The 12,705-nt window shown below is 70.6% G+C and carries 10 protein-coding genes; 9 read left to right on the top strand and 1 reads right to left on the bottom strand.

What is annotated here, in order from left to right; translation table 11 throughout:
- Positions 1-165: 165 nt before the first annotated feature.
- From F4553_RS05565 to F4553_RS05525, 9 genes are all read left to right on the top strand, one after another.
- Positions 166-591: a CBS domain-containing protein gene (locus F4553_RS05565; protein ID WP_246466119.1), complete on the top strand. Its 426-nt coding sequence runs from the start codon at positions 166-168 to the stop codon at positions 589-591.
- A 49-nt stretch (positions 592-640) separates the two neighbouring features.
- Entirely contained in the window at positions 641-4,420 is a 3,780-nt protein-coding gene (locus F4553_RS05560; protein WP_184832883.1) for an FHA domain-containing protein, read from the top strand.
- Positions 4,421-4,530: 110 nt separating this feature from the next.
- The gene (locus tag F4553_RS05555; RefSeq protein WP_184832876.1) at positions 4,531-4,929 is read left to right on the top strand and encodes an SRPBCC family protein; all 399 of its coding nucleotides are present in this window, start codon (positions 4,531-4,533) and stop codon (positions 4,927-4,929) included.
- A gap of 69 nt (positions 4,930-4,998) precedes the next feature.
- Positions 4,999-5,886, top strand: coding sequence for a hypothetical protein (locus tag F4553_RS05550; RefSeq protein WP_184832874.1), 888 nt, complete (start codon positions 4,999-5,001; stop codon positions 5,884-5,886).
- A 130-nt stretch (positions 5,887-6,016) separates the two neighbouring features.
- On the top strand, positions 6,017-7,321 hold the full coding sequence (locus F4553_RS05545) for an aminotransferase class I/II-fold pyridoxal phosphate-dependent enzyme (RefSeq protein ID WP_221469699.1): 1,305 nt from the start codon (positions 6,017-6,019) through the stop codon (positions 7,319-7,321).
- Positions 7,322-7,438: 117 nt separating this feature from the next.
- Positions 7,439-8,743, top strand: coding sequence for an FNR domain-containing protein (locus F4553_RS05540; protein WP_184832872.1), 1,305 nt, complete (start codon positions 7,439-7,441; stop codon positions 8,741-8,743).
- Positions 8,744-8,851: 108 nt separating this feature from the next.
- On the top strand, positions 8,852-9,757 hold the full coding sequence (locus F4553_RS05535) for an ABC transporter ATP-binding protein (protein WP_184832870.1): 906 nt from the start codon (positions 8,852-8,854) through the stop codon (positions 9,755-9,757).
- Complete coding sequence (locus F4553_RS05530; RefSeq protein WP_184832867.1) at positions 9,754-10,707, top strand: ABC transporter permease family protein; 954 nt, start codon at positions 9,754-9,756, stop codon at positions 10,705-10,707. Before F4553_RS05535 ends, F4553_RS05530 begins: the two co-directional genes overlap by 4 nt.
- Positions 10,708-10,753: 46 nt before the next feature.
- Positions 10,754-11,320, top strand: a complete 567-nt coding sequence (locus F4553_RS05525) for a GNAT family N-acetyltransferase (protein ID WP_246465824.1) — start codon at positions 10,754-10,756, stop codon at positions 11,318-11,320.
- Between the two features lie 9 nt (positions 11,321-11,329).
- On the opposite strand, the gene F4553_RS05520 is transcribed toward F4553_RS05525, so the two are convergent.
- A complete protein-coding gene (locus F4553_RS05520) occupies positions 11,330-12,550 on the bottom strand; it encodes an MFS transporter (RefSeq protein ID WP_312875099.1) in 1,221 nt (406 codons plus the stop codon).
- Positions 12,551-12,705 lie beyond the last annotated feature (155 nt).

Raw genomic sequence — 12,705 nt, 5'->3', positions numbered from 1 at the left:
TGACCGCCAGGCTGACCACATCGCTGACACCGCAGGCCAACCGGGTGCCGCGCGGCGCTGATCGGTTCCTGTACCGGATCCGACATTCGTGGTCGCCGCGTGGCAGATATTGTGCGAGTCGACCGTGGATCGGACCTGGGGAGTGGCGTGCAAGTCGGCGATGTGATGACGGCGTTTCCTGCGTATATACGGCTCGGCGCGACCATCCGGCGGGCTGCCGAGGTGGTCAGTGTGTCGGAGGTCGGCCAGCTGATGGTCCTGGACCATGAGGGCCGGTTCGTCGGATCACTGTCCGAAGAGGACCTGGTGCGGGCCGTGCTGCCCGGTTTCGACGACGTCACCGCCGGCGGCGGCACGCTCGCCGACGCGTTCCGGATCTTCCTGGAGCGGGGCCGCGTCCTCGCCGACCGCGTCGTGGACCCCCTCGTCGTCCGCGACGCGGCGACGGTCCGCTCGACCGACGAGCTCGCCCGTGCGGCGATCGTCATGATCGACCGCGGGATCCGACGGCTTCCCGTCGTCGACGACGGGAAGCTCGTGGGCACGCTGTCCCGGGCCGATCTGTGCCGAGCGGTGATCTACCATTCCTGACCTCCGGCTGATTCTGACTGATCAGCGCACCCGAGAAACCATCGAGCGGGTGTGCGCCCTGCCGACCGTGGTCGGCAGGGAGGGCGCAGCGGTGGCGGTGGACGACCGCAGCGTCTCCCGGCGCCACGCGCAGCTCGAGTTCGTCGGCACCGACCTGGTGATCAGCGATCTCGGCAGCACCAACGGCACCTTCGTGAACGACGAGCGGGTGACGCGCCACGTGCTCGTCCCCGGGGACCGCGTCCGGGTCGGCCGGTACGAGCTGACGTGGATGCTCCTCGACCTGAACTCGACGATCCTCTTCGACGGATCCCAGCCGACCATGCTGCGCCCGGCGGCGAGAACGGACGCGGTCCTCCCGAGCGTGGAGCTGCCGAGCACCTCGCTGCTCAACCTGGTGCCACCGCCGAGCGCGGCGCGGCCGAGCATCGCCGCCCGACGGGTGCTGGAGGCCGCCGAGGCGCACAACCGGCAGGTCGGGCACGAGCTCGACGGATTCCTGTCGCTCGCACACGGATTCCTGCCCGCCGAACCGCCGCTGCTGGCCTTCCCGGACTCGCACCGGGCCTGGGACGAGATGACCGACCGGCTTCCGGAGCTGTTCCGGCGGCTGACGGTACGCCGGGCGTTCGACGCGATGCCGGTGCTCGACGCCAGGCCCGAAGCGCTGCCCGACCGCTACCTGCTGCGCGCGTCGACCCTGCTCGGCGTCTTCGCCCACGCCTATCAGTACATGGCGATCGATCCGCCGACCGCGCTGCCCGACTCGCTGCTGCGACCGTGGACCACGGTCTCGCACCGGCTGGGCAAGAAGACCCCGGCGGTCTCCTACATCGATCTGTTCTTCTACAACTGGCGGCTGCGCGATCCGGCCGGCCCGCGGGCGCTGGACAACATGGACCTGCTCGTGCCGACCTGGAACAACGCGGCCGAGCGGGTGTTCTACCTGGTCACCACCGAATTCGCGATGGGGCTCACCCCGGTCCTGGGCGCCATGCTGAGCGCGCAGGAGGCCGTGGTCGCCGACGACCCGGCCGCCCTGGAGAGCTCGCTGCTGGTGATCCTCGACCGGCTGCAGCACGTCACCCAGGCCATCTACCCGCAGATCGATCCCAACCCCCGCTCGCGATACCCCCTCGACCAGGTGCTGTGGGCCAAGACGGTCGGCACCGCCGGTGTCCCGATCTTCGACGGCGCACCGAGCCCGAGCGGCACCGCGCAACCGCAGATCCACGCGCTGGACGCGTTTCTGGAGCGCCGGGACTACGGCTCGCTGGTCGGGCAGCAGAGCACCTACCTCGCCGGGTTCTTCCCGCGGCACTGGCAGGAGCTGGTGGCGGCGCTGCGCGAGGTGTCGGTGCGCCAGTATGTCGAGGACACCCGCAGCAGCAGTCTGCGCGGCGTCTACAACGCCGTTCTCGACTCCTACGTGGGCGACCGCGGCTGGATGGGACTGCACCGCGTCAAGGCGTACGGCTTCCTCGAGGTGGCGTTCAAGGTCGGCCGGCAGGTGACCACCGGCGCCCGGTTCACCGGCTTGTTCAAGGACCGGACCTGGGACAAGGTCGACGACGAGCTGGCCGTCGTCCGGGAGGAGCGCCGCCCGCCGGTGGGCGCGCCGGTGGTGTTCGGGACCGCCCGTCGGGGCCGGGTCGTGACCGGCGAATCCGGCGCCTGGACCTGCTATCTGGAGATCGACGTCGCCGGGCAGGGCGTGCACCACCTCCCCGGCGACCGGGTCGGTGTGCTGGCCGAGAACGACGACGAGCTGGTGCGCCGGACGGTCGCCGCCCTGCAGGCCACCGGCGACGAGCTGGTGCCGCTCACCCCGAAGTGGCGGGCGGCGGTGGCCTGCCGGGAGGGCTACGGCGAGGTCGACGTGCTGCCGCTGCGGACGCTGGTGCGATTCGCCCGGATCCGGCCGATCGGCCGCGAAGTGGCCAAGCGGCTGGTGAAGCTGACGGCCGTCGGTGCCTGGCAGCGGATCGTGGACGCCCGCATGGAGGACCAGTGGGAGCTGTGGGACACCCTCAACCTGCTCTACGCGGGCGGGTATGACGTCTCCCGGCTCTGGAAGGCCGATGCGAGCGAGAACGACGCGTTCTGCATGGTGGTTCCGCCGGAGCCGTTCCGCCTCTACTCGATCGCGTCCGCCCCGCCGCCCGGCACACCGGCCACCACGCTGCAACTCGTGGTCTCCGGCCTCGACTACACCTCCGCCCGCACACCGTGGTCGTACGCGCAGAAGCGGCAGGGCACGGCGTCGCACTTCCTGCGCCGGGCGAGCCTCGAGGGTCAGCGCGGGCTGTCGCTGCAGATCGTCTCCACACCGCGGTTCCGGCTTCCGGCCGATCCGTCCCGTCCCGTCGTCATGTTCGCGGCCGGCTCCGGGATCGCACCGTTCCTCGGGTTCGTCGCCGCGCGCACCGGAGCCGGCGAGAACCGGCTCTATCTGGGGATCCGGACACCGGAGGAGTTCGTCGAGCGTGCCGACCTGGACGCGGCGGCGGCCTCGGGCCGGCTGGACTTCTCCGTCGCGTTCTCCCAGGCCGATGCCGCCATCGCCTTCAACGGCCAGCGCCACGTCGTGGGGGCCGGGCAGCGACGACGGGTCGACGACATGATCCGCGCCGAAGCGGACGCGCTCTGGGGGCTGCTGCAGCCCATCGAGGAGGGCGGCCGAGGCGCATTCGTCTACGTGTGCGGCAGCTCGCGGTTCGCCGTCTCCGTACTCCAGGCGTTGACCGAGATCGTGCCCGGCGACGGCCGCGAGTTCCTCCGCCAGCTGGTGGCGGACGGGCGTCTCGCCCAGGACGTGTTCACCACCTATCTGGGCCACGCGCAGCAGACGCCCCGCTTCGAGGTCTCGGACCTGGTGCAGCACGACACCCCCGACGCGGGCTACTGGATGGCGATCGGCGGCGCGGTGATCGACGTCAGCGAATTCATCCACCTGCACATCGGCGGGCCGCACCTCGTCCGCAACTACGTCGGGATGGACGCGACCGCGGCCTATCGGAAGGTGCTGCACCACGCGCACGCCGAGATCGACTCCCAGCTGTCGATGTACCAGATCGGCCACCTGCGGCGGCTGCAGTTCGGCGCCCGCTGGGGGGTGGTGCTCACCGAGGACGGCCTGCACTCGCTCCCGCTGGAAGAGCTGTTCCGGACCTGGGTGCGGTTCGTCTACATGCTGGTCTCCATGGGCAATGCGCTGACCGCCGACTACGGGTTCACCGCGTCGGTCAGCACCCTGGGCGAGGACCCCCGGGATCTCACCCCCTTCAAGGCGCAGTACGTCATCGAGGGGCACCGCCGTTTCCTGGTCAGCTACCTGGACGGGCTGGTGCACAACGACCTGCGCACCCTGTGGCAGCTCACGGTCGGCTTCTGCGACCCGCAGCTGGACATCCGTTCCTTCGACGCCGAGCTCGCCGCGATGTCGGCGCAGCCGGACGTCGCCCTGGTGCGGCAATCCGTCTCGGCCGTCAAGGAGCTGCTGCTGGCGGACGACGACCTGCGGCGGGTCACCGCGCTGTGCCGCACCTACGCACACGCCGACGTCCAGCTGCTACGCGACCTGAAGACCGCGGTGCTGGCGGGGATCCGGGCGTTCGAGATCCACGAGGCCGAGGTCGTCGAGCTCGCGGGAGCCACGCTGCTGAACGCGACACGAGAGGCGCTCGCCGCGGTCTCGGCGTATTACCAGCGGCTCGCCGGGCAGACCCGCGGTCACGGCATCACCGCCACCGACGGTGCGGTCGAGGAGGCGATCCCGGTCGACCGGGGCCTGCCCGGCCACGGCGGGCCGCTGCTGCTTCCCGAGTAACGAGGCGGGAGACGTTCCGCCATGGTCCGGTACGCGTACCGGACCATGGCGGAACGGGAAGCGCCCTGGTGTGGCGGGTGCCGTCGGGCGGCGGATGCCACAATTGCGACGTGACGACAGAACACATCACCGTGGCGATCGACCGTTCGGCCGGGGCCGTGTATGCGTACGCCTCCGATCCGGCCCATCTGCCGACGTGGGCCTCGGGCCTGGCCGACACGCCGCTGACACCGCACGACGGGCGCTGGACGGCGAACTCGCCGATGGGCGAGGTGGTGATCGACTTCGCGCCGCACAACGACTTCGGCATCCTCGACCACGATGTCACGCTGCCCTCGGGCGAGGTCGTCTACAACCCGATGCGGGTGCTCGCGGACGGTGGGACGTGCGAGGTCGTCTTCACCGTGCGGCAGCGACAGGGTGTCAGCGACGAGGAGTTCGGCCAGGACCTCGCCGCCGTCCGTCGAGACCTGGAGACCCTGCGCGACATCCTCGAAGCGTCTCCGTAACCGGCCGTTGGCAGGCGGTCGCAGGCCGCGGCTCGCTACCCGGCTGCGTTGTGTTTAATCTCGGCAGGTGTGAATGCGTTCGTGTTCGCGGCTCCGGTCGCACCCGCCGATCCGCCGCTCCTGCTGACGATCGCCGTCTGGTCGACGCTCGTGCTGCTGGTGGTCCTCGGCGCGACCGGTCTGACCTACCAGCAGCGTCACCGGTTCGAGCGGGCCGACCGGCTGGTTCAGCGGCTGACCGAGAGCGAGTATGCCAAGCGGATCCAGGGTCCGGTCGTGGCGCTGATTCTGGCGGCGATGAGCGGCTTCGGCATCAACGTGCTGACCGACCAGGGCTGGCACGGCTACCTGGGATTCCTGCTGGCGATGCCGCTTCCGGTGGCGTACCTGACGTGGTCGGGCATCCGGGCGGTCCGTGCGGACGCGGCCGAGGGCGAGTGGCCGCCCACGGAGATCCCGCCGGGGAACCGAGTGCGGGTACGCGGCACGCTGCGCCGGGCCGTGACCGAGGGCGCCGACCTGGCGACCGCTGACCTCACCGTCCTGCTTCAGGTCGTGGCGACCCTGCTGGAGCAGACCGAGCCCGCCCTGCGTGGGGCGAGCAGGCGCAGCACGGCCCGCTGGCTGCGTGATCATCCGGTCGTGACGTCGCTGGTTCTGAGTTGGGCAGCCGGGACCGTCGGGTGCGTACTGGGGGCTGCCCTGTCCTACGAGGGATCCGGTGGTGCCGGCCGTGTCGCCGTGCCGGCCGGGTTCCTCGCTGTCGTCCTCGCCGCGGCGGTGGGGCTGCTCGCGGTGCTGAGCAGGCACAGCCGTTTCAAGGACGAGCAGTTGGCCGACGAGGTGTCGGGGGCGGCGGGGGAGCTGCGCGGCCGGATCCGGGAACACCTGTTCCTACCCGCCGGAGCCGCCCGGCGCCGGCCGGATCAGGGACGCGACGGGTTCCTCGTGCCGTAGAGCCGGGTGCCGAGCCGGGTCGTACCCGTTCGATGCGGCAGGCGGCGAGTGTTCCGTGTGGCGGAAAGCCGCGTTGCGCCGGTGGCCATGTCCCCTCTTAACTCGGCAGCCCCACCGTTAGGAGAAGCGCATGCCCGCTCCCCTCGAATCCGACGTGCCCTCGGCAGCCCTGACGGGCAGCATGCGTGATTACGCCGCCCCGCGCGGTGCCGGCCTGCAGGACCGTACGGCGGAGTTCTTCGCCTGGCAGGACCTGCGCCGCAAGCACGGCCTGTGGTCCTACGCGCGCTCCACACAGGACGTGCCCGCCACCGTCACAACGGCATGCGAGGACTCCGGCGCACCGATCGGCGGGACCAATTTCGCCAGCCAGGACTATCTGAGCCTGTCCGTCCACCCCGCGATCCGGCAGACGGCGCAGGAGGCGATCGAGCGCTTCGGAGTCCACAGTGCCGGTTCGTCGGCGTTGATGGGAAACACCTCCCACGCGGTGGCACTCGAGCGCAGGATCGCTGATTTTCTCGGTATGCCGGAGGCGATCCTCTTCCCGACCGGCTGGGCCGCGGGGTACGGCGTCATCAAGGGCTTGGTGCGCCCCGCGGACCACCTCGTGATGGACAGCCGGGCACACGCCTGCCTGCAGGAGGGCGCCCGTTCGGCGACCGGCAACGTGCACCACTTCCGTCACAACGACCTGGGCGGGTGCCGGAGCCTGCTGCGGAGCATCCGTGCCGGAGACAGCGCGAACGGCATCATGGTCGTCACCGAGAGCCTCTTCTCCATGGACAGTGACGCACCCGATCTCGCCGCCATGCAGGAGATGTGTCACGAATACAATGCGACGCTGCTGGTCGACGCCGCCCACGATCTGGGCAACATGGGCCCGCGGGGCCGGGGATTCATCGGCGAGCAGGCGATGATCGGCAAGATCGACCTGGTCATGGGTTCCTTCTCCAAGACCTTCGCCTCCAACGGCGGCTTCGTCGCCTGCGCCGATCGCAGCGTCAAGGAGTACCTGCGCTTCTTCAGCCCTCCCTGCACCTTCTCCAACGCGCTGTCGCCGGTGCAGGCGGCCACCGTGCTGAAAGCCTTCGAGATCGTCGAGGATGCGGAGGGCGGGCGGCTGCGCGACCGGCTCATGGCCAACATCACGGCTCTGCGGCACGGGCTGGGGCAGGAGGGCTTCAGCGTCTACGGTGACCCGTCCGCCATCGTCTGCGTGGACCTCGGCCCGGAGGGGCTGGCCCGGTTGGTGAGCCGGCGCCTTCCGGAATTCGGCCTGCTGGCGAATCTCGTGGAGTTCCCCGCCGTACCCATGGGCAAGGCACGCCTGCGGATGCAGGTGATGGCGGACCACACGAGCCAGAACGTGCACGATGCCGTCGCCGCGCTGACATCGGCGGTCCGGTCGGCGAAAGCGGACGACATCCGCTGACGTGTACCCCGTACGGACGACAGGTGCGACAGAACTCTTCCGCGAGCCGGAACAACTCGCCCACGTCCGGCCGGAACGGCTGCATCCTTGCGGGCAGGGGGCGAAAGGAACGCGCGGATGCAGGGCGGAACGGCGGTGCCCGCGGGGGCTGCAGCGGAGGAGCTCTCAGCCGAGCGGGACAGCGTCAGGTCGGCGCCGCGCCGCCGCGTTCGTCGATATCTCAAGCACCCGCGGCTGCGCCCTTACCACCGGCTCGTCGCCCTCGTGGTTCTGGTCAACATGGTGGTGGCGCTGCTGGTCGGCCCGGCCCGGCTCACCGCTGCGGTCATGAGCACTCTCGCATTGGCGAACCTGGTGGCCGCCGTCGTGATCCGGCAGCAGGACATCGTCAACGCTCTCTTCCGGCTGGCGACCGGGGTGCCGAAAGCGTGGCCGTTGTCCTGGCGGTGGGCCGCGGCGAAGGTCTACCACCTCGGTGGCATCCACGTGGGCGCGGCGATCAGCGCTACCTGCTGGCTCACCGCGGCCACGGTTCTCAGCGCGGCTCCGGCGGTGTCGTGGGCGCTGACCGCCGTCGTGATCGCCCTGTGCGTCAGCGCCGCACCGGGGCTTCGGGAACGCCGACACGACTGGTTCGAGAACTCCCACCGCTTCGGCGGATGGATCGCGCTCGCCCTGCTGTCGGCGGTGCAGGTCGCCAACCTCACCGGCCCGGACCCCGGCCGGCTCGCGTGGGTCCAGGCCGGGCTCACCGGCGTCGTCATCGCGGTCGTCGCGCTGCCCTGGCTCAGGCTGCGCCGGGTCGGCGTGGCTGTCGAGCGGGTCTCGGCCCACGCGGCGATCGTCACCTTCGACCGGGCGTTGAAGATCTTTCCGGGATCATGGATGCCGGTGGCCCGGCATCCGCTGGGGCAGTGGCACTCGTTCGCGCACCTTCCGCCCTTGCCCGGCGATGCGCGCAGCCGCATGGTGGTGTCCCGAGCCGGTGACTGGACCGGCGATTTCATCGACGACCCGCCCACCCGCCTGTGGATCCGCGGCATCCCCACCGCCGGCGTCGCCGGTGTCGGCTCGTCCTTCCGACACGTCGTCTACCTGGCGACGGGCAGCGGCATCGGACCGATCCTGCCGCACCTGATCGCCCGCCGGACACCGCTGCGCCTCATCTGGATCACCCGGGCACCCCGCGCGACCTACGGCGATCAGCTGGTCGACGAGGTCCTCGCCGCCGAACCCGGGGCCGTCATCTGGGACACCACCGTCAGGGGCAAACCGGACACGATCGCCCTCGTCCGCGAGACCGTGGCGGCCTGCGGGGCCGAGGCCGTCATCTGCATCTCCAACAAACCCCTGACCGTGGAGATCGTCACCGCCCTCGAACGCTCCGGCATCCCCGTCTGCGGCGCCCTCTGGGACTCCTGACGTTCGCTGGTGCCCTCCGATGGGCCGCCGCGCTGTTCTTGCGCGCGACGAATACCTAGAACTACGATGCATCACGCTGCTATGTATCGAGCAAAGGGGAGCTGGTCGATGGCCGACGACGGCATCGCTGTCAGGGGACTGACCAAGATCTACAAGAACGTGCGCGCGGTGGACGACCTGTCGTTCACCGTCAGCCCGGGCCGGGTCACCGGGTTCCTGGGGCCCAACGGTGCGGGGAAGACGACCACGCTGCGCATGGTGCTGAATCTGGTCCGCCCCACGGCGGGAACCGCGACCATCGGGGGGCAGCGCTACGCCGACCTCACCGATCCCATCCGCAAGGTCGGCGCGCTCCTGGAGGCGTCGGGCGCGCACCGCGGCCGCACCGGCCGCAACCACCTGCGCATGCTGTGCGACGCGGCCGGGATCCCGATCAGCCGGGCCGACGACGTGCTGGCCACGGTGGGGTTGACCCCGGCCGCGGCCCGCAAGTTCAAGGGGTATTCGCTGGGCATGCGCCAGCGGCTGGGCATCGCCGCGGCGCTGCTGGGCGACCCGGACGTGCTCATCCTGGACGAGCCCGCCAACGGTCTGGACCCGGAAGGCATCCGATGGATGCGAGACCTGCTCAAATCGCTCGCCGAGCAGGGCCGCACGGTCCTCGTCTCGAGCCACCTGCTGTCCGAGATGGAGCTCCTCGCCGACGATCTCGTGATCATCGCGGCCGGGAAGCTGGTCCGGCAGGGTCCGGTGGCCGAGATCATCGACTCGGCCGGCAGCGCGCAGATGTTCGTGCGCACGCCCCGTCCGGAGGTGCTCATCGCGGAGCTGGGTGCCGCGGTCACGGCCACGGTCGTCGAGGGCGGAGCGCTGCGGATCGTCGGTGCGGACGGGCCGACGATCGGTGCGGCGGCGATGCGGGTGGGCGCCGAGATCCATGAGCTGACCGTGGAACGGCGCGACCTAGAGAACGTGTTCCTCCAGCTGACGGCCGGAAAGGCAGACATTCGATGACCTCGACACTCCAGGCGCCCCCGGCCGCACCCCGCCCGGTGATCCCACACGTCGGCATCCCGGGACTCCGGCTCGTCCGCAGCGAGATCCGCAAGATGACGACCACCAACGCGTGGTGGCTGTTCGGCATCGCGTCGGTGGTCTTCACCGGGCTCGCACTGTGGATCAACATGACCGAGGCGGCCGAGCACCTCGCCCGGGCGCGCGACACCGCGGCGGTCTTCCGGCCCGGACGCGGCATGAGCGCGGGTGAGATCGCCGCCGCGAAGGCAGAGTTCGCGCAGCTGCACGACCTGCACCTCCAGTCGGTCAACGCGGCCGGCAACATCTTCACCAGCGGCCAGTTCTTCGGCCTGCTCCTCGTGATGCTGCTGGGCACCCTCGTCATCACCAACGAATTCCAGTACCAGACCGCGACGGCCACCTTCCTGACCACGCCGCAGCGAACCCGGGTGGTGTTCGGCAAGCTCCTCGCCGTCCTCGGACTCGGGTTTCTGTTCTGGCTCGTGTCGCGAGCCCTGTCGTTCGCGGCGGGGCTGCTGTTCTTCCACAACCTCGGCCTGACCAACTCCCTGTCCGAGTGGCCGGTCCAGCGGGCGATCATCTTCAACCTGGTCGCCTACCTGCTCTGGGCGCTGCTCGGCTTCGGTCTCGGTACGCTGATCCACAGCCAGATCGGCGCCGTCGTCACCGCGATGGTCATCTATCTCGTGGGATTCGTGGGCGGGATGGGCGTGTTCACCCTCATCCGGGAGAACCTCATCCACGGCGACTGGGTGCTGACCTCCGCCGTCATCATGCCGCCCATCGCCTCGCAGGTCATGGTCTCGCCGGAGAAGCTCTACCCGCAGGCCGCGCCGTGGTGGGCCGGCGTGCTGGTCATGACCGGCTGGTCGCTCATCGCCGGAGCCATCGGCATCATCTCCAACCGCCGCCGCGACATCACCTGACGTGGGACGGGACCGTTTCGTCCGACCCCTCGGGCACACTGAGCCGATGACGTTGACGACTCGGATGCTCACGCCGGAGACCTGGGACGACTTCGCCGCACTCGTCGAGGCCAACAACGGCGTGTGGGGCGGCTGCTGGTGCATGGGATTCCACCCGGAGGGTGTCGGAGCGGGGCACACCCGGGAGGGGAACCGCGAGGCGAAGCTCCGGCACGTGACCCGCGGGACGGTCCACCAGGTGCTCGTCTACGACGGCGACCGCTGTGTCGGCTGGTGCCAGTTCGGTCCGCCGCCGGAGCTTCCCAACATCAAGAACCGCCGCACCTACGACCAGGGGGCAGCCGACCTGCCGGACTGGCGGATCGGCTGCATCTTCACCAACGCGAAGGACCGCGGCAAGGGCGTCGCAGCGGTCGCGGTCGCGGCGGCGCTCGACGAGATCCGGCGGGCCGGCGGCGGCACCGTGGAGGCGTATCCGGAGCAGACCGAGGACCGGCCGGCGCAGCGCGGTGCCTATCTGCACACCGGTCCGGAGGAGCTGTACGCGCGGCACGGGTTCACCCGGGTGCGGAAGATCGCGAAGTGGCGGTGGGTCGTGCGTACCCGGCTGTGACGGCTGCCGTCAGGCGGACCTCGCGGGTTCGGCCGGTGCGCCGACAGGCACTCTGTCGGCCGCCGGGGCAGCGGGGCCGACCAGTCCGGACCGCCAGGCGGCAGCGCCCGCAGCGCAGGCCAGCAGGGCGCAGACCGGCCACAGCGCGTGGGGGACGTGGGAGTAGAGCAGCGCCCCGAGCGGCGCGGCGAGCATGGTGCCGCTGGTCGCGGCGCCGGTGTAGAGGCCCTGGTACTGCCCGGTGAGGTGGGTCGGGGCCCGGTCGAGCACGTGTGCGGTGGCGGTGGTCTTGTAGAGGATCTCGCCGACGGTCAGCACGAGCATCGCCCCGATGGTGATCGCGGCGCTCGCCCCGAACGCGAACAGGCCGGTGCCGACGCCGACGAGGCAGTAGCCGACCGCGATGATCCTCGTCGCGGGCAGCCGGCGCATCGCCATCGCCGCGGGGATCTCCAGCAGCAGGATGAGCCCGGAGCCGATGGAGATGAGGACCGCGTAGAGGGCCATCGGCTGGCCGTGGTCGCGCAGGTAGACCGGCAGCGTGGAGTAGAGCTGGCGGTAGACGACGTCGACGGCCACGATCGCGGGCAGCAGCAGGAGCAGGCCGCGGTCGGCGCGGATGCCGCGCCACAGCCCGGCCGGCTTCTCGACCCCCGGTGCCGTGGCGAGCCGGGTGCTCGCGGGTTCGGCGGGCAGCATCCGGGCGGTCACGGCTCGCACCAGCAGCGTGACGATGCCGTCGATGACGAAGAGCGCGGCGAAGTGGTGCGTGGCGAGCAACGCGCCCAGGGGCGGGCCGATGACGGTGCCGGCGTTGAAGGCGGCGCGGGTGACGGCGATGGCCTTGCGGCGGTCGCCGACGGGCATCGCGAGCGCGACGAGGGCGCCCTGCGAGACGCCGGCGGTGGCGCTGGCATAGCCGAGCAGCGGCATCGTGACGGCGAGCAGCAGCGCCGGTGTCCACGGGACGGCGAGCGTGGTGACACCGGCGACGGTCGACGCGAGGAGCAGCACCCGGCGGTGGCCGAACCGGTCGCCGAACCAGCCGCCGGTGAGGTTGCCGGCGAGCATCCCGGCGCCCAGCCCGCCGCTGATCAGGCCGGCGGTGGTGAGCGGCAGGGCGCGCGGGCCGGTCAGGAACAGGAAGAGGTAGATGAACAGGAACGACCCTGCGGCGTTGACGAACCTGCCGGCGGCGAGGGTCCAGACCAGGCGGGGAATGTCGCGCACGGCACGTCTCCAGGTAGCGGGGGCTTGCGGCCCTACCGTAGAGACTGCTTCGCCGTCGCGCACGGTCTTTTCCATGCCGTCGGGTACGCGGCAGGGGCGGGCGCGGGCCGCTCGGAAACCGGTCGTGACATGCTGTGGACTGATCGTGCTGCCGT

Source organism: Allocatelliglobosispora scoriae (genome assembly GCF_014204945.1).
GTDB classification, from domain to species: Bacteria; Actinomycetota; Actinomycetes; order Mycobacteriales; family Micromonosporaceae; genus Allocatelliglobosispora; species Allocatelliglobosispora scoriae.
This window is presented reverse-complemented; position numbering and strand designations above follow the sequence as displayed.